The organism is Arthrobacter sp. 01L42 (assembly GCF_056400005.1).
The window spans coordinates 13,821-37,818 of record NZ_JBFTSL010000012.1 but is presented as its reverse complement, the minus strand read 5'-3'; the positions used below and the strand labels follow the sequence as shown (position 1 = coordinate 37,818).

The 23,998-nt window shown below is 67.1% G+C and carries 24 protein-coding genes and 1 riboswitch; of the genes, 7 read left to right on the top strand and 17 right to left on the bottom strand.

The features are described 5' to 3' along the window. Positions 1–6: 6 nt before the first annotated feature. The 8 genes from AC1DN2_RS12120 to AC1DN2_RS12085 all read right to left on the bottom strand — a co-directional run bounded on the left by AC1DN2_RS12120 (position 7) and on the right by AC1DN2_RS12085 (position 6,931). Positions 7–561, bottom strand: a complete 555-nt coding sequence (locus tag AC1DN2_RS12120) for a DUF1990 family protein (protein ID WP_476850506.1) — start codon at positions 559–561, stop codon at positions 7–9. Beyond that, positions 558–968 (bottom strand): MmcQ/YjbR family DNA-binding protein, encoded by a 411-nt coding sequence (locus AC1DN2_RS12115; RefSeq protein ID WP_476850505.1) that lies wholly within the window; start codon positions 966–968, stop codon positions 558–560. The genes AC1DN2_RS12120 and AC1DN2_RS12115 overlap by 4 nt, the downstream gene beginning before the upstream one ends. A gap of 61 nt (positions 969–1,029) precedes the next feature. Beyond that, on the bottom strand, positions 1,030–2,292 hold the full coding sequence (locus AC1DN2_RS12110) for an acyl-CoA dehydrogenase family protein (RefSeq protein WP_476850504.1): 1,263 nt from the start codon (positions 2,290–2,292) through the stop codon (positions 1,030–1,032). A 27-nt stretch (positions 2,293–2,319) separates the two neighbouring features. After that, positions 2,320–3,189 carry a MetQ/NlpA family ABC transporter substrate-binding protein gene (locus AC1DN2_RS12105; protein ID WP_476850503.1) on the bottom strand — a complete coding sequence of 290 codons (870 nt, stop codon included), beginning with the start codon at positions 3,187–3,189 and terminating at the stop codon, positions 2,320–2,322. A 32-nt stretch (positions 3,190–3,221) separates the two neighbouring features. Next, positions 3,222–4,664 (bottom strand): LLM class flavin-dependent oxidoreductase, encoded by a 1,443-nt coding sequence (locus AC1DN2_RS12100; RefSeq protein WP_476850502.1) that lies wholly within the window; start codon positions 4,662–4,664, stop codon positions 3,222–3,224. A 46-nt stretch (positions 4,665–4,710) separates the two neighbouring features. Beyond that, on the bottom strand, positions 4,711–5,376 hold the full coding sequence (locus AC1DN2_RS12095; RefSeq protein ID WP_476850501.1) for a methionine ABC transporter permease: 666 nt from the start codon (positions 5,374–5,376) through the stop codon (positions 4,711–4,713). Continuing rightward, on the bottom strand, positions 5,369–6,178 hold the full coding sequence (locus AC1DN2_RS12090; RefSeq protein WP_476850500.1) for a methionine ABC transporter ATP-binding protein: 810 nt from the start codon (positions 6,176–6,178) through the stop codon (positions 5,369–5,371). The genes AC1DN2_RS12095 and AC1DN2_RS12090 overlap by 8 nt, the downstream gene beginning before the upstream one ends. A gap of 139 nt (positions 6,179–6,317) precedes the next feature. Continuing rightward, a riboswitch (SAM riboswitch) is annotated at positions 6,318–6,408 on the bottom strand. A 97-nt stretch (positions 6,409–6,505) separates the two neighbouring features. Continuing rightward, the gene (locus AC1DN2_RS12085; protein WP_230008123.1) at positions 6,506–6,931 is read right to left on the bottom strand and encodes a CoA-binding protein; all 426 of its coding nucleotides are present in this window, start codon (positions 6,929–6,931) and stop codon (positions 6,506–6,508) included. 307 nt (positions 6,932–7,238) lie between these two features. Here AC1DN2_RS12085 and acs point away from each other — a divergent pair, with 307 nt between their 5' ends. Genes acs through AC1DN2_RS12065 form a run of 4 tightly spaced genes read left to right on the top strand, consistent with a single transcriptional unit; the run spans position 7,239 to position 12,517 of the window. Beyond that, entirely contained in the window at positions 7,239–9,464 is a 2,226-nt protein-coding gene (acs, locus tag AC1DN2_RS12080; RefSeq protein ID WP_476850499.1) for an acetate--CoA ligase, read from the top strand. Positions 9,465–9,474: 10 nt separating this feature from the next. Beyond that, positions 9,475–10,683 (top strand): dimethylsulfone monooxygenase SfnG, encoded by a 1,209-nt coding sequence (gene sfnG, locus AC1DN2_RS12075; RefSeq protein ID WP_476850498.1) that lies wholly within the window; start codon positions 9,475–9,477, stop codon positions 10,681–10,683. Then, positions 10,683–12,023: an O-acetylhomoserine aminocarboxypropyltransferase/cysteine synthase family protein gene (locus AC1DN2_RS12070; protein ID WP_476850497.1), complete on the top strand. Its 1,341-nt coding sequence runs from the start codon at positions 10,683–10,685 to the stop codon at positions 12,021–12,023. Before sfnG ends, AC1DN2_RS12070 begins: the two co-directional genes overlap by 1 nt. Then, entirely contained in the window at positions 12,023–12,517 is a 495-nt protein-coding gene (locus tag AC1DN2_RS12065; protein WP_230011882.1) for a CoA-binding protein, read from the top strand. Before AC1DN2_RS12070 ends, AC1DN2_RS12065 begins: the two co-directional genes overlap by 1 nt. A gap of 144 nt (positions 12,518–12,661) precedes the next feature. Here AC1DN2_RS12065 and AC1DN2_RS12060 read toward each other — a convergent pair whose 3' ends face one another. The 4 genes from AC1DN2_RS12060 to AC1DN2_RS12045 all read right to left on the bottom strand — a co-directional run bounded on the left by AC1DN2_RS12060 (position 12,662) and on the right by AC1DN2_RS12045 (position 16,010). Further along, entirely contained in the window at positions 12,662–13,483 is an 822-nt protein-coding gene (locus tag AC1DN2_RS12060) for a hypothetical protein (RefSeq protein ID WP_476850496.1), read from the bottom strand. Continuing rightward, entirely contained in the window at positions 13,480–14,028 is a 549-nt protein-coding gene (locus AC1DN2_RS12055) for an RNA polymerase sigma factor (RefSeq protein ID WP_476850495.1), read from the bottom strand. The genes AC1DN2_RS12060 and AC1DN2_RS12055 overlap by 4 nt, the downstream gene beginning before the upstream one ends. Positions 14,029–14,158: 130 nt before the next feature. Then, a complete protein-coding gene (locus AC1DN2_RS12050; RefSeq protein WP_476850494.1) occupies positions 14,159–14,677 on the bottom strand; it encodes a hypothetical protein in 519 nt (172 codons plus the stop codon). Between the two features lie 322 nt (positions 14,678–14,999). Next, positions 15,000–16,010, bottom strand: coding sequence for a 1-aminocyclopropane-1-carboxylate deaminase (locus AC1DN2_RS12045; RefSeq protein ID WP_476850493.1), 1,011 nt, complete (start codon positions 16,008–16,010; stop codon positions 15,000–15,002). Positions 16,011–16,115: 105 nt separating this feature from the next. Between AC1DN2_RS12045 and AC1DN2_RS12040 the strand changes: the two genes are divergently transcribed. Next, positions 16,116–16,778, top strand: coding sequence for a GntR family transcriptional regulator (locus AC1DN2_RS12040; RefSeq protein ID WP_476850492.1), 663 nt, complete (start codon positions 16,116–16,118; stop codon positions 16,776–16,778). A 151-nt stretch (positions 16,779–16,929) separates the two neighbouring features. On the opposite strand, the gene AC1DN2_RS12035 is transcribed toward AC1DN2_RS12040, so the two are convergent. Next, entirely contained in the window at positions 16,930–18,219 is a 1,290-nt protein-coding gene (locus tag AC1DN2_RS12035; RefSeq protein ID WP_223983709.1) for an adenylosuccinate synthase, read from the bottom strand. A gap of 400 nt (positions 18,220–18,619) precedes the next feature. Here AC1DN2_RS12035 and AC1DN2_RS12030 point away from each other — a divergent pair, with 400 nt between their 5' ends. Both AC1DN2_RS12030 and AC1DN2_RS12025 read left to right on the top strand, forming a co-directional pair. Continuing rightward, positions 18,620–19,828 carry a cobalamin-independent methionine synthase II family protein gene (locus AC1DN2_RS12030; protein WP_476850491.1) on the top strand — a complete coding sequence of 403 codons (1,209 nt, stop codon included), beginning with the start codon at positions 18,620–18,622 and terminating at the stop codon, positions 19,826–19,828. Positions 19,829–20,013: 185 nt separating this feature from the next. Then, complete coding sequence (locus AC1DN2_RS12025; RefSeq protein ID WP_028277428.1) at positions 20,014–20,646, top strand: uracil-DNA glycosylase family protein; 633 nt, start codon at positions 20,014–20,016, stop codon at positions 20,644–20,646. 176 nt (positions 20,647–20,822) lie between these two features. Here AC1DN2_RS12025 and AC1DN2_RS12020 read toward each other — a convergent pair whose 3' ends face one another. The 4 genes from AC1DN2_RS12020 to AC1DN2_RS12005 all read right to left on the bottom strand — a co-directional run bounded on the left by AC1DN2_RS12020 (position 20,823) and on the right by AC1DN2_RS12005 (position 23,986). Then, complete coding sequence (locus AC1DN2_RS12020; protein WP_476850490.1) at positions 20,823–21,248, bottom strand: DUF3151 domain-containing protein; 426 nt, start codon at positions 21,246–21,248, stop codon at positions 20,823–20,825. A 2-nt stretch (positions 21,249–21,250) separates the two neighbouring features. Beyond that, positions 21,251–22,270, bottom strand: a complete 1,020-nt coding sequence (fbaA, locus tag AC1DN2_RS12015) for a class II fructose-bisphosphate aldolase (protein ID WP_018776137.1) — start codon at positions 22,268–22,270, stop codon at positions 21,251–21,253. Positions 22,271–22,413: 143 nt separating this feature from the next. Then, complete coding sequence (locus tag AC1DN2_RS12010; RefSeq protein WP_476850489.1) at positions 22,414–23,124, bottom strand: DedA family protein; 711 nt, start codon at positions 23,122–23,124, stop codon at positions 22,414–22,416. Between the two features lie 187 nt (positions 23,125–23,311). Next, entirely contained in the window at positions 23,312–23,986 is a 675-nt protein-coding gene (locus AC1DN2_RS12005; RefSeq protein WP_476850488.1) for a TrmH family RNA methyltransferase, read from the bottom strand. Between the last annotated feature and the right edge of the window lie 12 nt (positions 23,987–23,998).

The window sequence follows — 23,998 nt, the reverse complement described above, 5'->3', positions numbered from 1 at the left end:
TCCTGATCAGCTTTCACCTGCGGCCAGTTCGTGTGCACTCCCAATGTAGCGGGAAGTGACATGCCTTTGTGCCCGTCCCGTGAGGGCGCGGCCGGCCGCGTAGAACCAGTTGGACGGCCGGCTGAAGGCCGTGATTTTCAGGAACACCCGGCCGGCGGCGTCGACCTCCACTTCGAAGGCCTCCTCGCCCCGCACGGGATGACCGGGCAGTGTGCCGTACCCGAACCCGGCTCGTTGCGGCCCGTCGCCGGGCACCGGCCGGCGCACCCACACCACCTCGCAGGGCGCGTTGATCCGGAAGGGTCCGACGCCGAATCCGCTCACCACGCGCGCGCCGGGCACGACGGCGTCGGAGTCGGTGCGGACGCGCAGCCCGGAGCGTCTCTGCAGCTGCCAGGTCAGAATCCCCTGCGCCACCCTCCGGTACAGTGCCGGGCCGTCGCCGAGGTACGCCCGGGACACCAGGCGGGGAAAGCCCGCCGGAGCCTGGCCGTGCTCAGTGGAGCCAATGCCCGGATAGTTCAGCCCGTCCCGCGCGCCGGCACCGGGATCACCGCTCATGTGTCCTCGCCCCTGGCCAGTCCCGCCCAGCCCAGCTGTTCCCGCTGCTTCCGGCTGAACGAGGCGACCACCAGGTCATAGGAATCCTCCACCATGTCCCGGATCATGCCGTCCGGTAACGATCCATCCAGCCGGACCCCGTTCCAGTGCGTCTTGTTCATATGCCAGGCGCCGGTGATTTCCGGGTGGATGGCCCGCAGTTGTTCGGCCAGGGCCGGCTCGCATTTGAGGCTCACGGACCAGTCTGCCGGGTCCATGGCCGACGCCGCGAACATCTTGGCGTCCTGCCTCGTGCCGCCGGCGATCCCCGCCCGCACCTTGAAAACCGATGTCTCCGGGCCGAAAGGAAAGTCCTCAAACGCACCGGGGAAGCTCAGGCAGATCTCGCGGAGGGTGGCAACGTCCATGGCACGAGCCTATCCGGCTGCGGCCTGCCCGGCTGCGCGGGCTATCCGGCTGCGGCCTGCCTCACCCTGCCTGCGCGGCGGTGCGGGCGTCGCCGATGCTGTGCAGCCCTTCCGGGGTGGTGCCGTTGACTTCGTAGTCGCCCACGGTGCGGGCCTTGAACACGGCGGGGTTGTGGGTGGAAACGGTCCTGGCGTTGCGCCAGTGCCGGTCCAGCGATTTCGACTTCGACGTGGCGGACGCCCCGGTGACGTCGAAGAGCTGCTGGGCCGCGAACTGGACGAGTTCGGGCACCAGAAGCTGCGCCTTTTCCACCGCGATCTCGCCGCGGACGTAGCGTTGTTCCGGGGTGAGATCCAGGTTCTGGTCCGCGCCGGCGTCGAGCTCCCGGGCGGCGGCCAGCACCACGGATTCCGCCGCGAAGACCTTGGCCGAGAGCTGGCCGATGAGCTGCAGGATCAGCGGGTCGTGGCGGAACAGTTCGCCGGAGCCGGTGTTGAAGGTGCGCTTGCGGTCGCGGACCAGCGCCCTCGCGTCGGCCAGCGCCGCCCGGCCGATGCCCGCCAGGACGGCGAGCAGGACCAGCTGGAAGAAGGCCGGCTCGTGTGTGGTGGATTCCGAGCGCCGGATGATGTTGGTGTCCGGCACCACGGCGTCACGGAAAATCGTGGTGCCGGTGCCGGTCAGCTGCTGGCCGAACCCGTCCCAGTCGTCGAGGATTTCCACTCCGGGCTGGGTGGTGCTGACCACGGCGTACTGGCGGCCCTCCACGCCCTCGGTGCTGGCCATGACGGCAATCCACTCGGCGAAGATGGTGCCGGTGGTGTAGTACTTCCTGCCGTTCAAGAGCCAGTCCCCGCCGTGGCGCGTCAGCTTGGTTCCGGTGGTGCCGAGGACATTGCCGGATTTCTCCGTGGCGGCGTTTCCAAAGATCTCGCCGGCCACCACTTTCGGGTACCAGCGGTTCCGGAAGTCCGCGGATTCCAGGCCGACGGTTTCCACGAACGCGAAGTGCGAGCGGTAGAGGTGGGCCACGGAGGAATCCGCCTCGGCGAGTTCGATGAGCAGCCGGAAGAAGGGCTCAAAGCCGATGCCGTCGCCCCCGTGTTCCGTGGGCACCCGCAGCCGGCCGAAGCCTTCCTCGTTCAGCCAGCGGACCTGTTCGAAGGGCAGGACCCTGTCCTGCTCGCGGGCCAGCGCGCCCTCCGCGATCCGGGCAAACACGGGCCGGAAACGCTGCGCCAGCCTCTCGTAGGCGGCTTCGGCCGACGGCGCTGATGGTGCTGATGGTGCTGCGGGGGCTGTGGTCTCTGGTGCGTAGGACATGCGTTCCCTTGGTTGCTGGTGGCCGGGCTAGAGCTTGGCGGCGTCGGCGGCGGGATCCTGGTCCCAGGGGGTGGGCAGGATGCCCTTCTGGTAGCTGGCAAACCAGGCCTTGACCTCCGGTGACTGGAAGGCGGCCTTGAGGGCCGCGGCCTTCTCCGACCCGGCAAAATCCTTCCGCCCGGCAACCACGATCCGGAACGGGACCTGGTCCGCATCCGTTTCGAAGGCCAGCGCGTCGTCCTTGCTGTGCCCGGCATCCGCGGCCATCCGGGCGACCAGGAAGCCGGCGTCGACATCAGGAAGGGTCTTGGCGAGGGACTGCTGGTCCACTTCCACGAACTGCAGCTTCTTCGGGTTGGCCGCGATGTTCTTTTGCGAGGTGTGGATCACGGTGGCGTCAGACAGCTCCAGCAGGCCGGCGTCGCGCAGCATGAACAGGGCACGGCCGTTGTTCGCCGGGTCCACGGGAATGCCGATCTTGGCGCCGTCCGGGAGCTCGTTCAGGGACTTGTACTTGTCAGACCAGATGCCGCCCGGGGCGCTGTAGACGTAGAACAGTCCCACGTTCTCCAGGCCCTTGTCCTGGTTGAACTGCTTCAGGTAGGCGTTGTGCTGGAAGAAGTTGGCGTCGAATTCGCCGTTGGCCACGGCCAGGTTGGGCTGGATGATGTCCGTGACGTACGTGGGCTCCAGGGTCCAGCCCTGGGCCGCGAGCAACTTCTGGGCCAGCTTGGTCGGTTCCTGGTACGGGGCGGACTCGGTGACGATAATCTTGATCGTCTTGCCGCCGCTGGCGCCGGCGCCGCCGGGGTTGGTGAGGCCGCAGCCGGTCAGTGCCGCGGCGGAGACAGCACCGGCACCGGCGAGGGCATATTTGAGGAAATTTCTACGCTGCATGGTCTTGGTCCTTTGTGGTGGTTCGCGCTGGGCTATGACTGGGCGGTAACGCTGGCGGGCTGGTTTTCGGCCGCCGCGGAGAATTCGGTGAAGGCTCCCCGGAAGGCCGCCGCGGGGTGGCGTCCGTTGAGCCGCGGCCCGGCGCCGAAGAGCTTCTCGCGCAGGGTTCCCGGCGCGTAGCCGGTCTGGGCGAGGCCGCGGCTGCGCAGTTCCGGCAGCACACCGTCGATGAAGTCGGTGTAGGAGCCGGGGATGGTCTGGTTGATGATGTTGATGCCGTCGATTCCGGCGTCCTGCCACTGCTCGAGACGGTCGGCAATCTGGTCCGGCGTTCCCACCACCCGGTTGGCCCGGCTGCGGTAGAGCGCAATGTCGCGGAGGGTGGGGTTGCCGCCGCGGACGGAGGCGCGGATAGCCGTGAGATGTCCCTGGCTGCCTTCCGTTTCAAGGTCCCCGAGCGGGGTGTCCAGCGGCAGGCCGCCGAGGTCGACGCCGAACCCGCCGCCCACGTGGGCCAGCAGGGCCTCAATGTCCAGGCTGTCCTCGAGCTCGTCGGCCTTGCGGTGCGCCTCGGCTTCGGTGCCGCCCACCACGAAGTGCATGCCCTGGAGGAACTTCACGTCATCCGGATGGCGGCCGGCGGCAACGGCCTGTTCCCGGACGGCCGCGGTGTACTTCGCGGCCACCTCGGTGCTCGGCGCGAGGGTGAAGGTGGCCTCGGCGTTGGCGGCGCAGAACTGCTGGCCGCGGCCGGAGCTCCCGGCCTGGAAAAGCACCGGGGTGCGTTGCGGTGAAGGGGCCGCGAGGTGGGGTCCGTCGATCGAGTACCGGGGCCCGCGGTGGTAGATCTTGCTGACCTTCTCCGGGTCCGCGTGGACCCCGGTCGCCTTGTCCCGGAGCAGCGCGTCGTCTTCCCAGGACCCTTCCCACAATTTGTAGGCGGCCTCGACGTATTCGTCCGCCCAGTCGTAGCGTTCGTCATGCTTGGTCAGCTCGGTGGCGTTGAAGTTCCGGTGCGCGTTTTCCAGCACGCTGGTGACGATGTTCCAGGCCACGCGGCCGCCGCTGATGTGGTCCAGCGTGGACATCTGCCGGGCGAACTGGAACGGATGGCTTTGAATCACCGACGACGTCGCGGCCAGCCCGATCTCCCGCGTTCCCGTGGCGAGCGCGGACAGCAGAATGAGGGGGTCGTTGGACGGCACCTGCAGGCCCTTTTTCAGCAGAGATGCCCACCCGCCGTCGTAGTCGCCGTAGAGACCGACGACGTCGGCGAAGAAGATCGCGTCAAACTTGGCGTCTTCGAGCTGGCGGGCCAGGTCGATCCAGAGCTGGAGTTCGTTGAACCGGTGCTGCTGGGCTTCCGGGCGCCGCCACTGGCCGCCCATGATGTGGCTGGACGTGTTCATCACGAAGGCGCTGATCAGCAGGCGCGGACGGGGTCCGTCGAAACGGATACTGGGTGTTGAAGTCATGGGATGCTTTCCGCTGTGGGAGGTGGGACGAGGGTGCTGCCGGCGCTCAGAGGCGCTTGTCCAGGCGCCGGGCAACATAGGATCCGCCCAGCTGAACGATGGTGACCAGCAGGATCATCAGGACAATGGCGGTGATCATGAGCGGCGTTTCGTAGCGGTAATAGCCGTACCGGATGGCGAAGTCGCCGATTCCGCCGCCGCCCACCAGTCCGGCCATCGCCGAGTACGAGATGAAGCTGACGGTCATGATGGTGATGGAGCTGACGAGTCCGGGCTTCGCCTCCACAATCAGGACGTCCCGGACGATCTGGGACCTGCTGGCGCCCATGGACCGTGCCGCTTCGACCACTCCGCCGCCGAGTTGGCTCAGGTTCTGTTCCACGAAGCGGGCGAAATACGGAATGGCGTTGAGGGTCAGCGGGACAATGACGGCGGCCGTGCCGATGGTCGTGCCGACAATGAACCTGGTCACGGGAATGATCGCGATCAGCAGGATCAGGAACGGGAACGAGCGGAGCAGGTTGACCAGCCCGTCCAGGACCCGGTGCAGCTTTGGCCTGTGCTTGAGCCCGTTGGGACCGATGGTGTAGAGCAGGACACCCAGCGGTGTCCCGAGCAGCACTGCCAGCGGGATGGCCACCAGCAGCATGGTGAGGGTCTGTCCCATGGCGACGCCGATTTCGGGCAGGACTTCCAGGATGCGGTCAAGCATTGATCAGGCCCTCCGACGCGGCTGTGGTGTGGGTGCCCCTCCCGGAGCGGTCCAGCTGGATCTCATCGGAGACCAGGTAGCGGCCGATCGACGTCGCCGGGTGGAAGCCGGGGCGCTGGAGTTCGGCGAGGTCGAGCTGCTCCACCACCCGGCCTTCTTCCATGACCGCGACGTTGTCCGCGATGGCCTTGATGACATTCATCTCGTGGGTGACCACCACGATTGTGATGCCGAATTCGGCGTTGACGTCGGCCAGGTATTGCAGGACCGATGACGTCGTCCGGGGATCCACGGCCGACGTCGGCTCGTCGCAGAGCAGCACTTTGGGCCCGGTGGCAAGGGCGCGGGCGATCGCCACCCGCTGTTTCTGGCCCCCGGAGAGTTTGGCCGGATACGTTCCCGCTTTGTCGGCGAGGTCCACGATTTCCAGGGTTTCGGCGGCCCGCCGCCGGCGTTCCGCCTTCCCGACGCCGGCGAACTTCAGGGACAGCTCCACATTTTCCTGGGCTGTGAGGTTGTTGAGGAGATTGAAGTGCTGGAAAATCATGCCGATGTCATGCCGCTTGGTCCGGAGCTCGGCGTCGGACAGGGTCACCAGGTCCACGCCGTCCACCAGGACGCGGCCCGACGTCGGGCGCTCGAGGAGGTTGATGTTGCGCAGCAGCGTGGATTTGCCGGCGCCGGAGAACCCGATGATGCCCTGGATGGTGCCCCGCCTGATGTGCATGCTGACGTCATCGACGGCCGTGAAAGGTCCCGCGGCCGAAGCGAATGACGTGCTGACGTTCTGGATCTCGATCACAGGCCCCCACCTGCTCGGGGCCGCGGCGCTGCCGCTGTCTGCGTGTTCATGATTTCCTCCGGGCTCGCCCGAGGAAAGCCCTGGGTCCTGGCTTCCGGGCAGCGCTGAGCGAAGCCGGGGAGCCTCAGAACACAGTGGTTCTCCATCGGTCCTGGCGGTAGCACCGTCCTCAAAGGAGGGGGTTGCTGCGGCGTCACGGAGCCAGATCTCTCAGCCGCTCGGGATGGTTACGAGTCCATCTCACACGGCAGGAGGCCGGATACAGAAAAAGCCGGTCACATTTTGTAACCGACTCTTCCCGATCTGTTGATCGTCATTCCCGGGCCGTTAGATGCCCACGCGCCAGCCTTCGCGGGCGGGGCACGCGTTCACGACGACGTCCAGCCCGGCGGCCTTGGCCCGGTCCGTCGCGGCGTCGTCGAAGACGCCCAGCTGCAGCCAGACGGCCTTGGCGCCTACTGCGATGGCCTCGTCTATGACTGCGCCCACCCTGTGGGAGTTGACGAAGCAGTCCACGACGTCGATCGGGTGCTTCTCCGCCGGGATGTCAGACAGGGAACGGTACCCCTTCTCGCCGTGGACATCGTCGCCCGGAAGGTTGACCGGAATGATGGTCATGCCCATCCGGTCCCGGACATAGAGGGAGACCTCATACGCCGAGCGCCATTCGTTGGTGGTGAGGCCGACCACCGCCCACGTGCCTTTGGTTCGCATGAGGCGGTCAATGACTGCCGGATCGTTAACATGGGCCATGCATCAACCTTACTCCTGCGACCTTTCCGGGCAATTGTCGAATAAATGAATGATTTGGGCAGGACCCACGCCGGGTGAACGAATATTACGGCGCTCCCGGACGCCGATTTTGCGGAATCGTGCATCTGAAGTTCTAGTAGGTAGTGACCATCCCGAGCGGCCGAGAGACCTGGATCGATGACGCCGCAGCAACCCCCCGGTGACGTGAGACGACCATTCCCACGCAACCGCTCCGCCCTCCTTCGGTGAAATTCGAGGGAGCCGGAGCAACCAAGGGTGCTACTGCCAGGACCGATGGAGTGCAGCAATGACCCCTGAGAATTCTTCCGCCCTGCCCACCTTTGCCCGGACTGCGTCCGAGGCATTCCCACAAACCACTTCGGACGCGACGGCGAACGAAGCAGGGCTGCGTGACGCGCCCGGCTCCTCTCGCGGCTCTTCGGGGTGGTCCCTGAACGAGTCCACGGACGGCGCAGTGCACGGCGTCCCCGCCGATGGGCCGGCGCGTCACCGCAGCACCACCTTCGGAAACCACCTTCCCCGGCACGGCGGCGCCGTGACCGCGGGAACTGTCCAGGCAGAGACGGTTGCGTTCTGGGAAACCCAGGCTCTCCGCCTCGACTGGGCGGACCTGCCCGGCGGCGCGACGGAGCAAACCAAGCCCTGGCACACCGCGCACCGCCGGATCCCGGCCGACGTCGAGGCCGGCACCGGACCTCAGATCACCTGGTTCGAAGGGGGCAGGCTCAATGTCGCCTACAACTGCGTCGACCGCCACGTAGCGGCGGGGCGCGGAGACAAGGTGGCCCTGCACTTTGAGGGCGAGCCCGGCGACCGCCGTGCCGTCACCTACGCCGAACTCCAGCGCGAGGTCTCCAAAGCCGCCAATGCCCTCCTGGATCTCGGTATCACCAAGGGCGACCGGGTGGTCATCTACCTCCCCGTCATCCCCGAAACCGTGATCATCACCCTCGCGGTGGCCCGGATCGGTGCCATCCATTCCCTGGTCTTCGGCGGATTCTCCGCCGAGGCCCTGAAGTTCCGGGTGGAGGACACCGGCGCCAAGCTCCTGGTCACCACCGACGGCCAGTTCCGCCGCGGCACCGCCGTGCCGGTCAAGGACAACGCGGACGCCGCCGTCTCCGGCGACAACGCCATCGAACACGTCCTGGTGGTCAACCGGACCACTCCCGCGGACGAACTGGACACCGTTCCGATGACCGCCGGCCGCGATGTGTGGTGGCACGACGCCGTCGGCACCGCCTCCGAGACTCACGAAGCCGAGGCGTTCGATGCCGAGACGCCGCTGGTCATCATGTACACCTCCGGCACCACCGGCAAGCCCAAGGGCCTGGTCCACACCTCCGGCGGCTACCTCACACAGGCGTCATGGAGCTTCGAGCACCTGTTCAGCAACCCCGACCCCGGGCTGCGGGAGGAGGACGTGCACTGGTGCACGGCCGACCTCGCCTGGGTCACCGCGCACACCTATGAGCTCTACGGCCCGCTCTCCAACGGCGCCACGCAGGTCATCTTCGAGGGCACGCCCAACACCCCGCACCCGGGCCGGCACTTTGAGATCATCGAACGCTACGCGGTCACGCAGTATTACACCGCGCCCACCCTGGTCCGCTCCCTCATGGGCTGGTTCCCGGACGGCGTCCCGGACACGTACGACCTCTCCTCTATCCGTCTTCTCGGCACGGTAGGCGAGGCCATCAACCCCGAGGCCTGGCGCTGGTTCCGGACCAACATCGGTGCCGGCACCGCCCCCGTGGTGGACACGTGGTGGCAGTCCGAAACCGGCGCCACCATCCTCTCCCCGGCACCGACGGACGCCGCGTTCAAGCCCGGCTGCGCGGCCCGCCCGCTGCCCGGCGTCAGCACGCGCATCGTGGACGACGCCGGCAACACGGTGCCGCCCGGCGTCCAGGGTTTCATCGTGGTGGACTCCCCCGGCCCGGCGATCGCCCGGACGGTCTGGGGCAACCCGCGCCGCTACTTCGATTCGTACTGGCGCCAATACGCCGAGCAGGGCTGGTTCCTCGCCGGTGACGGCGCCAAGTATGACGACGACGGCGACATCTGGATCCTCGGGCGGGTGGATGACACCCTCAACGTCTCCGGACACCTGCTCTCCACCATCGAGGTCGAATCGGCGCTCGTCACCCACCCGGACGTGGTGGAGGCCGGCGTCTGCCCGGTCGCGGACGCAAAGACCGGCCACGCGATCGTCGCGTTCGTGGTGCTGAAGGATTCGGCGGCCACCCCCGACATCCAGGGTGTGCTGAAGGCGCACGTCGCGAAGCAGATCGGGCCGATCGCCAAGCCGCGGGACGTCGTCGTCGTTCCCGATGTGCCGAAAACCCGCAGCGGCAAGATCATGCGCCGGCTGCTGACCCAGCTGTTCGAAGGCACAACGCTCGGCGACACCACCTCGCTGCAGAACGAACCATCCATCGCGGGCATCCAGGATGTGCTGCGCGACCGCGCCGCGGAATTCCTGGCAACAGCAAGCCCCACCCGGAAGTAAAGGAACACCCATGACTGAGATCAGCAACGTCGCCCGTCTTTCCGAACCGCTCAAGTTCGCCTACTGGGTCCCCAACGTCTCCGGCGGCCTGGTGGTGTCCACCATCGAACAGCGCACCGGCTGGGACTTCGAATACAACAAGAAGCTGGCCAGGATCGCGGAGAACTCCGGCTTCGAATACGCCCTGACCCAGACCCGGTACGCCGCCTCCTACGGTGCGGACAAGCAGCACGAGGCCACCTCGTTCAGCCTGGCGCTGCTGGCCGCCACCGAGCGCCTCAAGGTGATCTCCGCCGTCCATCCGGGCATGTGGCACCCCGGGGTGCTGGCGAAGTACATCATCACCGCGGACCACATCTCCAACGGCCGCGCCGCCGTGAACATCGTCTCCGGCTGGCTCAAGGACGAATTCACCAACTTCGGCCTCGAATGGCTCGAACACGACGAGCGCTACGTCCGCACCGAGGAATTCATCAAGGTCCTCCGCGGGCTCTGGACCGAGCAGGGCTACAGCCAGTCCGGCAAGTACTACAACATCACCGACTTCACCCTGAACCCGGCACCCGTGGACGTGCCGGGCCGGGCGCACCCGGAGATCTTCTTCGGCGGCAACTCCACGGCCGCGCAGGCCACCGCCGGCCGGGTGGCTGACTGGTACTTCTCCAACGGCAAGGACCTCGACGGGTTCAAGGAGAACATCGCCGGCGTCGTGGCGGCGTCAGGTGCCGCCGGTCGCGGCACGGAAGGTGCGCTCCCCTCTCCCAAGTTTGGCCTCAACGGCTTCGTGATCGCCCGGGATTCCGAGAAGGAAGCCCGCGACACGCTCCGCGAGATCGTCGAGAAGGCGCACAAGCCCGCCGTCGAGGGGTTCCGCGCCGCCGTCCAGGAAGCCGGGGCGGCCACCAAGGACGGCAAGGGCATGTGGGCCGACTCGAGCTTTGAGGACCTGGTCCAGTACAACGACGGCTTCAAGACCCAGCTGATCGGCACCCCGGAACAGATCGCCGAGCGGATCGTGGAGTACAAGAAGATCGGCGTGAACCTGTTCCTGACCGGCTACCTGCACTTCCAGGAGGAAGTCGCCGCGTTCGGCCAGGACGTCCTGCCGATCGTCCGCGAACTCGAGGCCGACCTCGCCCGCAAGAACGGCACCGAACTGGACCTGTCCCGGACCCCGGCGGCAAACGCCGGCACTACCAGCAAGCTGGTGAACGCGTAATGGCTGACCGCAAGTTCGGATTCCGCACCCGCGCGCTGCACGCCGGCGGCACCCCCGACGCCGAGCACGGCGCCCGCGCCGTGCCGATCTACCAGACCACCTCCTTCGTGTTCAAGGACACCCAGGACGCCGCGAACCTCTTCGCGCTTCAGAAATACGGCAACATCTATTCCCGGATCGGCAACCCCACCGTGGCCGCGTTCGAGGAGCGCATCGCCTCCCTGGAGGGCGGAATCGGCGCGGTGGCGACGTCGTCGGGGATGGCGGCGGAGTTCATCACCTTTGCCGCTCTGACCCAGGCCGGAGACCACATCGTGGCCGCCTCCCAGCTCTACGGCGGCACGGTGACCCAGCTGGACGTCACGCTGCGCCGCTTCGGCGTGGACACCACATTCGTCGCCGGCACCGATCCGGCGGACTACGCCGCCGCGGTGCGCGGGAACACCAAAGCGATCTTCGTGGAGGTGGTGGCCAACCCGTCCTCGGAGGTCCAGGACCTTGCGGCCCTCGCGAAGGTGGCGCACGACGCCGGCGTCCCGCTCGTCGTCGACGCCACCTTGAGCACGCCCTACCTCGTGCGGCCGATCGAGCACGGGGCGGACATCGTGATCCACTCCGCCACCAAGTTCCTCGGCGGCCACGGCACCACCCTCGGCGGCGTGATCGTCGAAAGCGGCCGCTTCGACTGGGGCAACGGCAACTTCCCGACCATGACCGAGCCCGTGGCCTCCTACGGCAACGTCTCCTGGTGGGGGAACTTCGGCGAGTACGGGTTCCTCACCAAGCTGCGCTGCGAACAGCTGCGCGACATCGGACCCGCACTGTCCCCGCAGTCGGCGTTCCAGCTGCTGCAGGGCGTGGAGACGCTCCCCCAGCGCCTCGACGAGCACCTGAAGAACGCCCAGGCCGTGGCCGAATGGCTGGAAGCGGACGAGCGCGTGGCCTACGTGAACTTCTCCGGCCTGCCCTCGCACCCGCACTTCGAGCGGGCGCAGAAGTACCTGCCGCTGGGTCCGGGCTCGGTGTTCTCCTTCGGCGTCAAGGGCGGGCGGGCCGCGGGGCAGAAGTTCATCGAGTCCCTGCAGCTGGCCTCACACCTGGCCAATGTGGGCGACTCCCGGACCCTTGTCATCCACCCCGGGTCCACCACCCACCAGCAACTGAGCCCCGAACAGCTCGAGTCGGCAGGTGTCCCCGAGGACCTGGTCCGCATCTCCGTGGGCCTCGAGGACATCGATGACATCCTCTGGGACCTGGACCAGGCGCTGGACGCCGCCTCGGAAGCAGCAGCCCCGGATGCATCCGCAGAGGCTGAAGCCTGCACGATCGGAGCGAACTGATGAGTGTTGAAGAACGGACCTGGACCGGCCCCTCGGCGCCGGAGCGCCTGAACCTGCTGCGGCAGGCGAAGTCGATCGCGATTGTGGGCGCATCGGACAAGCCCTCGCGCGCGAGCTATTTCGTGGCCACCTATCTGCAGTCCTCCACCCGGTACAAGGTCTATTTCGTGAACCCGGTGGTGAAGGAAATCCTGGGTCAGCCGACGTATCCGTCGCTCGCGGACCTGCCGGAAAGCCCGGACATTGTGGACGTTTTCCGCAAGCACGGCGACTTGCCCGGCGTCCTGGACGAGGCCATTGCCGCCGGCGCCAAGACCCTCTGGCTGCAACTGGGCTCCTGGCACGAGGACGTTGCCAAGGAGGCCGAGGCCGCCGGACTCGACGTCGTGATGGACCGCTGCGTGAAGATTGAGCATGCCCGGTTCCACGGCGGCCTGCACCTGGCCGGGTTCGACACCGGCGTCATCTCTTCGAAGCGGCAGGTCCTGGCCTAAACAGCAGCAACAGCCCAACTCGAGCCGCCGCGAACCAACCACCCGCCAACCAACCCGTTGCGCTATCACTTTGGGTCGTTCTGAGCGCTCAGAACAGCCCTAAGTGATAGCGCAACCGGGTTAACAAAGTGCTTTAAGGGCGGCTTATGGCTGGCCGGGCGCCTTGGTCGGAACGACGCCCGGCAGGGTTGGCGTGATGTGGCCCGGAACGCGCGGCAGATCCTTGCCTGCGTTTCCGCCGCCGCCCGGAAGGTCGGGTGATCCGGGCAGCCCCGGCGCTCCGGGCCGCTGCCCGGGGGTCGGCAGGATGCCGTCGCGGCCGACGGCGGGCGGCGTGGCGGGGGGCGCGTGTCCGGCCGCCGGGGCGCCCGGGGCGCTGGAGCTGCTGGGCGTCGATGCTCCGGACGGGTCAGCACCGGGCGTGCCGGGCGCGCCGTGACCCGGCGTGGCGACAGGCGCGGGAAGGGCGGGGATGGTGGACGGCGAGGGCTGGACATGCTCGGGGGCCGGTGCGCCGCCGTGGCCCGGAGTCTGGAAGATGACCCCGACGGTGTGGCTGACGCTGTGCCGGAAGTCCTCGCTGGATGCCGCCACGGCGCCGGCACCAAGGGTCATGGCACCCACGACGGCGCCACCGACGATTGCCAGCCGGCGCTTCCGGCCGCGGCGCTCGGCCAGGCTGGTGACCCCGACCGGCAGCGATTCATCGGCATCATTCTTCGCGGACACGACGGTGGGCAGCGCCGTCGTCGTGGCTGTGTCAGGGGCGGCGGCAAGACCGGTTGCTCCGGCTGTTCCGGCCGCGAGCAGGGCCGCGAGGTCGGCGCGGGGCGCGGGAGCGGCATCCGGGACCACGGCGCGGAGCTGTTCCAGCGCGCTCCGAAGCTCGGCCGCGGATTCGAGGCCGGAATCGCCCAGCATCGCCTGGATGCTGCCATCCTGCTGGGGGTCGCGGGTGCCGGTCATGATGCTGCGTGGTCCTTTTCGGTTACGAGTTCGCGCAGGGCACTGAGCCCGCGGCGCTGAAGCTGCTTGATGGCACCCGGCGTCTTGTCCATGATGCCGGCCACCTGTTCGATGGAAAGGTCCGCGACGATCCGCAGGACCAGAACTTCGCGCTGCTCCTCATTGAGCCTCGCGAGGGTGTCCGAGATACCGCCCAGGGATCCGAGCGCTTCGTCCTCGGCGGATGCCGAGTACCGGGCGTCGTTCAGGGGATCGTATTCGGCCAAATGCGGAGTGCGTTCTGCCCGCCTCCTGTAGTCGACCAGCCGCGCGTGGGCGACGGAGAAAATGAAGGTCCTCAGACCTGCGTGACCGCCGCTGACGCCGGCCAGCTTTGGCAGGACGTCTACGAACACATCCTGGGTCAGGGCCTCGGCGTCGTCCACGCCCCGGGCCCGGAAGTAGCCCAGCACGGCCGGGGAAATAACCGTGTACACCGCGCTGAAACCTGAAGGGTCACCAGCTAAGGCGGCTGACAATTCGTCATCGCTTAGCTGCTGTGCCAAGAGGCTGTCCTTCCGTTACTGCTGGGGTGCGGCCCCCGCAAGTCTAGCGGCCGCACCTCGGAGCCCTCCAAAGTGAGGGCTCCCTCCTTGCTTTCAGACCCGTGCCGGGTCCAGGCTAAACAGCCGAAATTTACTTGTCGTGCTGGGGCAGCTCGACCGACGGCTGGGCCGGAACAGCCGGCTGGGCCGGAACAGCCGGGGTTGCCGGTATAGCGGGGGTTGCCGGAACGCCCTTGGCACCGGGGACGGCCGGTGTCGCCGGGGTCGCCGGAACTGCGGCGTGGATGTTGGCGTTGGCGCGTGCCTCGCCGGCAGCACCCTTGACGCTGGCGTCGCCCTTGACGGTGGCTCCGTCCTTTGCGTCGGCGGAGCCGTCGACGGCACCCTCGGTGCCGTCCACGTCGGCTTCGGCGTCGCCCTTGGCCTTGCCGTCAGTCGACGGCGCGGCCGGAACTGCGGGGACGGCCGGCTTTGCCGGGAGCGTAGGCGTGGCCGGGACAGCCGGCGTGGCGGGCGTAGCGTGGCTCACTTCAGCCTGCTCGGTGCCGGACATCTGAGCGGCATTGGCCAGTCCGATGCCGGAGAAACCTCCGACTGCCAGAATGGCGGCGCCGACAGCGATCTTGGTGGTCTTGCTAACACTCTTCATTACAGACGTACATCCTTTGTTTTTTTGGTTTGAAGGCGGGCTGAGGCCTCATGGGGGCAGTTGACAGCCCACTCTCGCCAGAAAAGGCTGGCCGGCGCCCATGGGGGCAGGCGCCGGCCGGCACTTACGGTGGAAGGCCAGCCGGTGTCTGGTGGGGGGTCCAAGACTCCGGAGGCGCTTACAAAGGAGTAATCGCTGGGCGGGCCCGAAAGGTTACGCACCAATCGGAAATTTCTTGATTTCTTTTTTGAGCCGGCGCTGCAGGGGCTTAACGACGACGGCGGCGGGCCCGCCAAGGAACCCGCCGCCGTCGTGCGCCGCGTCAGGACCGGAAGAGCCCGCTGTAGGCATTCAGGGCGATCTGGCCACCCAGGTGGGCGTAGAGGACATTGCTGCCGGCCGGAATTTCCCGGCTTTTCACAAGGTCGATCAGCCCGGCCAGGGACTTGCCCTCGTAGACGGGGTCGGTGATCATGGCCTCGAGCGAGGCGCCCAGCCGAATGGCCTCCAGGGTGGAATCGACGGGAATCCCATAGAGGTCCCCGGCCCAGCCCTCCATGACGTTGATTTCCTCGTCCCGGAGTTCCCTGCCCAGGCCGATCAGCTCGGCGGTGTTCCGGGCGATGCGTTCCACCTGGTCACGGGTCTTCGCCAGGGTTGCCGACGCGTCGATGCCGATCACGCGGCGCGGTTTGTCCTGGCCGGCAAAACCCGCGATCATCCCGGCGTGGGTGGAGCCCGTGACGGTGCAGACGACAATCGTGTCGAAAAAGATGCCGAGCTCGCGCTCCTGCTCTTCCACCTCGTAGGCCCAGTTGGCGAAGCCCAGACCGCCCAGCCTGTGGTCGGAGCCGCCGGCCGGGATCGCGTAGGGCTTGCCGCCGGCGGCCTTGACCTCTTCGATGGCGGTCTCCCAGCTGCTGCGGATGCCGATGTCGAAGCCCGCACTGTCCAGCCGCACGTCGGCGCCCATGATCCGCGAGAGCAGGATGTTGCCTACCCGGTCGGACAACGGATCGGGCCAGTCGACCCAGTTTTCCTGGACCAGGCGTGCTTTGAGGCCGAGTTTCGCGGCCACCGCCGCGACCTGGCGGGTGTGGTTGGACTGGTAGCCGCCAATCGAGACGAGGGTGTCCGCACCCTGCGCCAAGGCCTCCGGGACGAAGTACTCCAGCTTGCGCGTCTTGTTGCCGCCAAACGCGAGGCCGCTGTTGACGTCCTCGCGTTTCGCCCAGATCTGCGCCCCGCCCAGGTGTGCGCTGAGCCGCGGCAGCGGATGGATGGGGCTCGGGCCAAACATCAGGGGGTAGCGTTCGAAATCGGTGATGGCCATCGTCGGTCCTTCGCTCGCGGTGGGAAACAATCACAGCAAATATGCAATATATTGCATTGTCGGACACTGGCTCCGGAAGGGCAAGAGGGATATACGATATGTTGCATGCCCGTACCCTCGCTCGCCGGAGTCCACAAGCGGCCGCTGCTGCGGGACAACGTCTTTGAATCGATCCGTAACGCGATCGTCGACGGCACCTTCGAGCCCGGCGAACGGCTGAAGGACGCCGAACTGGAAGCGTGGCTCGGCGTCAGCCGGACACCCATCCGCGAGGCGCTGCTGCGGCTGGAACGCGCCGGCCTGGTGGTAGCGCTGCCGGGCAAGGCGACCATCGTGGCCCCGTGCGACCCGGCGTCGACGCTCAGCACGCAGCAGGTGGTGGCGGGACTGCACGAGCTGGCCGGACGCCTGGCGGTCCCGCTCCTGGCGGAGGAGCACCTCGCCGCCATGGCCGGGGCCAACGCGCGCTTCGAACAAGCCCTGCAGGCGGCGGAGGTCGAGTCGGCACTGCGGGCCGATGACGATTTCCACGCCGTCTTTGTCACGGTCAGCGGCAACCCGGTGCTCCGGGAACTCCTGGAACAAACCACTCCCGTCCTGCGCCGGGTGGAGCGGATGCGTTTCGGCTCCTTTGCCGCCCGGGAATCGGTGGCTCAGCACGCTGAAATCATCCGGCTCGCCCGCCTTGGCGACGCCGAAGCGGCCGCCAGGGCGTGCCGGGAGAACTGGCTCTCGCTGCGGTTCACGTCCGCGGAAGACCCCGCCTAGGACCGTTGTGGTCCCGCCTGGGCCAGGCGTGACTGCTGCCCTAACTGCGACGGCTGCGGCCTTAACCGCGACGGCGGCGGGCCGCCCCTGCAAGGGCGACCCGCCGCCGTCGTACGCCGGTTGGTGACACGTCAGTCGGTGCCGGCCAGTGTCAGTCGTTGATGAGGTCGTTGACCACGATCGTCTGGTCGCGGTCCGGGCCGACGCCGATCGCGGAGAACCGCGTGCCGGAGAGCTTTTCCAGGGCCAGGACGTAGTTCCGGGCGTTCTCCGGCAGGTCCTCCAGGGTACGGGCGCCGGTGATGTCCTCGGTCCAGCCTTCGAAGTATTCGAAGATCGGCTTGGCGTGGTGGAACTCGGTCTGGGTCATGGGCATTTCGTCGTGCCGCACACCATCGACGTCGTAGGCCACGCAGACCGGGATCTGTTCGATGCCCGTCAGCACGTCCAGCTTCGTGACGAAGTAGTCCGTGAAGCCGTTGACCCGGGAGGCGTGGCGTGCCAGCACGGCGTCGTACCAGCCGCAGCGGCGGGGACGGCCGGTGTTGACGCCGAACTCGCCGCCGGTCTTCTGCAGGTACATGCCCATCTCATCGAACAGTTCCGTCGGGAACGGCCCTGCGCCCACGCGGGTGGTGTAGGCCTTGATGATGCCGATGGAACGCGAGATCCGGGTGGGGCCGATGCCGGAGCCCACGGAGGCGCCGCCCGCGGTCGGGTTCGAGGACGTCACGAAGGGGTAGGTGCCGTGGTCAACGTCCAGGAAGGTGGCCTGGCCGCCCTCCATGAGGACCACCTTGCCCTCGTCCAGGGCGGTGTTCAGGACGTAGGTGCTGTCGATGACCAGCGGGCGGAGGCGCTCGGCGAAGGACAGGAAGTACTCCACGATCTCGTCCACCTCGATGTCCCGGCGGTTGTAGACCTTGACCAGGAGCTCGTTCTTCTGGCGCAGCGAACCCTCTACCTTCTGGCGCAGGATCGAGGCGTCAAAGACGTCCTGGACGCGGATGCCGAGGCGGGCCACCTTGTCCATGTAGGCCGGGCCGATGCCGCGGCCGGTGGTGCCGATGGCGCGGCTGCCGAGGAACCGCTCGGTGACCTTGTCCAGGACCTGGTGGTAGGGCGCCACGAGGTGCGCGTTGGCGGAGACGCGCAGCTTGGAGGTGTCCGCGCCGCGGGCCTCCAGTCCGTCGATCTCCTGGAACAGGGCTTCCAGGTTCACCACGCAGCCGTTGCCGATGATCGGAACCGCGTTCGGGCTCAGGATGCCGGCCGGAAGGAGCTTGAGCTCATACTTCTCACCGCCTACGACGACGGTGTGCCCGGCGTTGTTGCCGCCGTTGGGCTTGACGACATAGTCGACGCGGCCGCCAAGCAGGTCAGTGGCCTTACCTTTGCCTTCGTCGCCCCATTGGGCTCCGACGATCACGATTGCTGGCATGGGATCCTCCCCCATTCGTTCGGGCCGAACTGCGTTTAGTGACCAGGCGGTCACCGCAGTTCAGCGCCGTTCATGAGAATGCCCCGAATCTATCGCTGTGTTCGTATCCAACGCCAGAGTTCCGGGGCTCTTACCACCCAAGTTTAGCCGAAATCGGTGCCCGGCATCGCTTTGGGTCCTTGCTTGGACGCGCCGCCTAGGTGGTGAACGCCAGGGCGGCTTCCGCGAGGAGGGCCACGCGTCCGCCGCGGCGGACGAGCCGTTCTTTTTTCCTGGCTTTCGTCGTAGCTGCATCATCCACCAGCTCAGGCCCGACACATAGCGGGCACCACTTGCGGGACGGCGCGAGGTGGAATTGAGTGGGAGTGAGAATCCCGAGCGGCCGAAAGGAAACCGCGCCATGCCCCGGACCACTGACCACATCCGTGTGACCCATGCCGGCTCATTGCCCCGCACGCCGGAGCTGATCGCCGCAAACGAGGCCAAGGAAACCGACGGCATCACGCCCGAATTCCTGGACCTGCTCGAAACCTCGGTAGTGGACGTCGTCCAGCGCCAGAAGGAGCTGGGCATCGACATCCCCAATGACGGCGAGTACGGGCACACGATGTCCAGCTCCGTGGACTACGGTGCCTGGTGGAATTACTCCTTCTCACGGCTCGGCGGCCTGGAACCGACCGACGTGGACCGCTGGGCCGACGCCACGGTGCACCGCTCCTCACCCGGCCACATCGTCCTGACCTCCTTCCCGGACCGCCGGGACCGGCAGAAGTTCGATGACGCCTACAACGACCCCTCCTCCGGGATCCTGGCCCACCGCAAGGCCGTCACGCAGCCCAAGGTCGCCGGGCCACTGACGTACACGGGCCAGGAGCTCGTGGCCTCGGACGTTGCCAACCTCAAGACCGGCCTGGCCGCGGCCGGGCTCGCCGAGGGGTTCATCGCCTCCCTCTCGCCCGGTTCGTGCGCCCGGGTGGCCAACGATCACTACGGCAGCGACGAGGAACTCCTCTACGCCTGCGCCGACGCGATGCGCGAGGAATACAAGGCCATCATCGACGCCGGCCTGACAGTCCAGCTCGACGACCCCTCCCTGGCCGAGAGCTGGGACCAGATCAACCCCGAGCCGAGCCTGGCGGACTACCTGAAGTTCATCCAACTCCGGGTCGAAGCAACGAACTGGGCGCTGCGCGGTCTTCCCCAGGAGCAGATCCGGCTGCATGTCTGCTGGGGTTCCTGGCACGGCCCGCACACCACGGACATCCCGTTCGCGGACATCGTCGACTCAGTCCTGCAGGTCAATGCCGGCGGCTACTCCTTCGAGGCGGCCAACGTCCGGCACGAGCACGAATGGCGCGTCTGGGAGGATGCGAAGCTTCCCGAAGGGAAGGTCATCATCCCCGGCGTCGTCTCACACGCCACCAACGTCGTGGAGCATCCGGATCTCGTGGCCGACCGGATCGTGCGCTTCGCCGAGCTCGTGGGACGTGAAAACGTGATTGCGTCCACCGATTGCGGGCTGGGCGGCAGGGTGCATCCCCAAATCGCCTACGCCAAGCTGGAGGCCCTCGGCGAAGGCGCACGCCGCGCCACCCAGCGGCTCTGGTAGCAGCACCTGGCTGGCGGGGTCCAGGCCGGCGCCGCATTTCGCGGGGCTTGATAGACTGATAAGGATCGACCAGGAATCGGTCCACACCACATTTTCAAACCACACCATTGCTCCGCATGCCCGTATTCGGCGTGCCTGCATCCGGTGTGGCAGCTTTGCCAATCCCGCAGGAGACCCAGCAACATATGACAGCCCTGGCCACCGAAAATTTCCGCGAAGAGCTTCTGAGCCGCCGGTACGAACCTAACGTCGCCCCCGTCAACGAGCTCCTTGACGTCCTCCAGGCAACCAAAGCTGGCACCGCTGTCCCCTACGTGGACCCCATGCACGACGTCGACGAGTGCCGGATCATCAGCCTGTACTCCAACATCGGCACCGCTGACGCGTCAGGCTTCATCACCGCCGGCGACGACGAGGCCGCCACCCGCATGCTGGGCATCCAGTGGAAACTCGGCCTGCGCCCCGAATTCGTCATGCCCTGGAACGTCCACCCGTGGCACGTCCCCGGCGAGCCGAACGGCAAGTTCACGCCGGACCAGATTTCCGCGGGCCTGAAGCCGCTGCTGAAGTTCCTGGCCCTCGTTCCCCGCGCCTCCGTGATCGTCGCCCACGGCACCGAGGCCAACCGCCTGGCCAACCTGCTGCTCAAGACCGAAGTGCCCATGATCTGGCGCCGCGGCCTGAAGACCTACAAGGTCCGCTCGCTCAGCGGCCGGGCGTTCGCCGGCACCCCGGCCCGGCAGGAAGAGTACCTGGCGGAGATGCACACCGCTTACGCGGACGCCATGGCCCGCACGGGCCTGGCCAAGGCAAGCTGACCCACGCACGCACAAACGACGGCGGGCTCCCACCTCAAGGTGGGAGCCCGCCGTCGCACGTTAACGCGTTAACACGTTAATCCGTCGCTTAAACCGCAACGCGGGGTCACTTACGGCCCATCCACCGTGGTGGGATGGACCGTAAGTGACCCCGCGTTGCGTCGCCTGGTGGCGCCTCAGCCCTCGGCTTCGATGGCCGCCTTCGCGCCGGGATCGGAATCCTTGAGGAACTTTTCAATCCGCTCCGGCTCCTCGGGCTCGCCGATCGCCGCGGACGCACGGCCAAGCGAGTAGAGGGAGCGCAGGAAGCCGCGGTTGGGTTCGTGCTCCCACGGGATCGGCCCGACGCCGCGCCACCCGTTGCGGCGCAGCGAATCCAGGCCGCGGTGGTAGCCGACCCGCGAGTACGCGTAGGAATCGATGGTGCGGCCCTCGTTCCAGGCCTCCTCGGCGAGGATGGCCCACAGGAGCGAGGAGGTGGGGTGCTTCGCCACGAGGTCCACGGCTTCCTGGCCGAGCGCGAGATGCTGGTAGATTTCGCTCTCGGCAGGCAGGAGCGTGGGCTCGGGACCCATCAGGTTTTTCCGGAACTCGTCGGACATGGCTAGAAGGTCTTGCCGGTGGAGCCCAGCTGCTGTGCGGCCTCGACCACGCGGGCGGCCAGGCCGGCCTCCGCCGAAGCGCCCCAGACGCGGGGATCGTAGAGCTTTTTGTTGCCGACCTCGCCGTCGACCTTCAGCACGCCGTCGTAGTTGCGGAACATGTGGTCCACCACGGGGCGGGTGTAGGCGTACTGGGTGTCGGTGTCGATGTTCATCTTGATGACGCCGTAGGAGACGGCGTCCGCGATTTCCTTGTCCGAGGAGCCGGAGCCGCCGTGGAACACGAGGTCGAACGGGTTGGCTTTGCCGATCTTGGCGCCGACCTGTTCCTGGATGTCCTTGAGGATCTCGGGGCGGAGCTTGACGCCGCCCGGCTTGTAGACGCCGTGCACGTTGCCGAAGGTCAGCGCCGTGATGTAGCGGCCGTTTTCGCCGGAACCGAGCGCGTCGATGGTGGCCAGGGCGTCCTCGACCGTGGTGTAGAGCTTGTCGTTGATGGCGTTCTCGACGCCGTCTTCCTCGCCGCCCACGGTGCCGATCTCGACCTCGAGGATCATCTTGGCGGCCGCGGTGCGCTCGAGCAGTTCACGGGCGATCCGCAGGTTTTCCTGCAGGGTCTCGGCGGAGCCATCCCACATGTGCGAGTTGAAGAGGGGGTTGCGGCCTGCCTTGACCTCGGCCTCGGAGGCGGCGAGCAGCGGGAGCACAAAGCCGTCCAGCTTGTCCTTGGGGCAGTGGTCCGTGTGCAGGGCGATGTTCACGCCGTAGTTCTTCGCGACTTCGCGGGCGAACGCGGCAAAGCCGAGGGAGCCGGCAACCATGTCCTTGGTGGCGGCGCCGGACCAGTAAGCTGCACCACCGGTGGAGACCTGGACGATGCCGTCGGACTCGGCCTCGGCGAAGCCGCGCAGGGCGGCGTTCAGGGTCTGGGAGGACGTGACGTTGACCGCCGGGAAGGCGAAGCCGCCCGTCTTTGCGCGGTCGATCATCTCGGAGTAGATCTCTGGGGTTGCAATGGGCATGCTGACTCCTAATGTGAATTTCGTCTACGGGCTGGTGATCCTGGAGGGAACCTCGTCGGCTAGGAACCATCCTAGTCATTCCTGCGCCGGGGCCGTGTCTCCGGTCACGTGGCCCCTGTAACACTCGCGGCCGGGCGCTTCGGTCATGGTTCCGGCCTGCCGCCGGACTGGCCGGCGCCGGCCCCGCCGCCGGCGTTGCGCCCGCCGCCGGCGTTGCGCCGGGCGCGGGCGGTGCGCCGGCCGCTCGCGGTGCGCGTGGCGCGGGCTTTCCGGATCCGCAACGTGATCACGGCTGCCACGACGACTACCGCGACCACCGCGGCGACGCCGCGTCCGGCAGATGTGGCTGCCGCTTCGTAGGAGTTCCCGGCCAGGTAGCCGAGCAGGACAAATCCTGCACCCCACACCAGGCCGCCGGCGGCGTTGAAGGCCAGAAACTTCAGGTAGGGCATCCGTGAGCTGCCGGCCAGTGCGGGCATGACGGCGCGGAAAAATGCCACAAACCGGCCCAGGAACACCGCCGAACCGCCTCGGAGGCGCAGGAAATCCTGGGCCTTTTCAAGTCTGGCCAGACGCCTGTTCATGACTTTCAGACCCAGAAGTCTCGGTCCCAGGTGTTTGCCGACCTCGTATCCGGCCGAGTCCCCGATGATCGCGGCCAGCACGACCACGACCATCACGGACCACAAGGGCAGGACCCCGCGGCCGGCCACGACCCCGCCCAGAACCGCGGCGGTCTCCCCGGGCACAACGAAGCCGACGAAGAGGGCGTCCTCGGCGAAGACCAGCAGGCCCACGATGATCAGGGCCAGCAGCGGGTCTACATTCAGGACGCTGTCCACAAACCCGCTCACCGGGTTTCCGCTCCCCTGCCGAACGGGACGGCTTCATCCGACGTGCAACGGTGATGTCTTCGGTTCCGGTCCACATCCTTCTCCTCGCGCGTTCGCCTTGCACCGACAGCGTCTGCTGGTTTGCGATCCACGTCAACGGCTCGCTTGTCGGCACGGAACCCCGGGCCACGGACGCCTAAGAGTGGCTTTAGCCCGGGAGCTGGCCGAACACGTGGCGGCGGATCCAGGCGTGCATCGCGATCGCGGCGGCGGAGGCTGCGTTGATGGAACGGGTGGAGCCGAACTGCTCGATCGACAGGGTGTCCAGCGCCGCTTCGTGGACTTCAGGGGTCAGGCCCGGGCCTTCCTGGCCGAACACCAGGACGCAGTCCTTGGGCAGTTCGTAGGTCTCCAGCGGCACCGAGTCCGGGAAGATGTCGATCCCGATGATCGCCAGCCCCTCCCCCTGCGCCCAGGCCACGAAGTCCTCAACGGTGGGGTGGTGGCGGACGTGCTGGTAGCGGTCGGTGACCATGGCCCCGCGGCGGTTCCACCGGCGTCGTCCGATGATGTGGACTTCCTTGGCGAGGAACGCGTTGGCGGTCCGGACCACGGTGCCGATGTTGAGGTCGTGCTGCCAGTTCTCGATCGCGATGTGGAAGTTGTGCCGCTTGGAGTCCAGGTCGGCCACGATCGCCTCGTGCTTCCAGTAGCGGTATTTGTCCACCACGTTGCGCCGGTCGCCGTCCGCCAGCAGGTCCGGGTCCCAGTGCCCGCCCTGGGGAAGTTCGCCTTCCCAGGGTCCGACGCCGACCTCCGCCTTCGGTTCCGGCCCTTCCTCTGCGGCGGGGAGGGACGGGGCGGGGATCTCGGGTTCAGTCACGCCTCAACATTA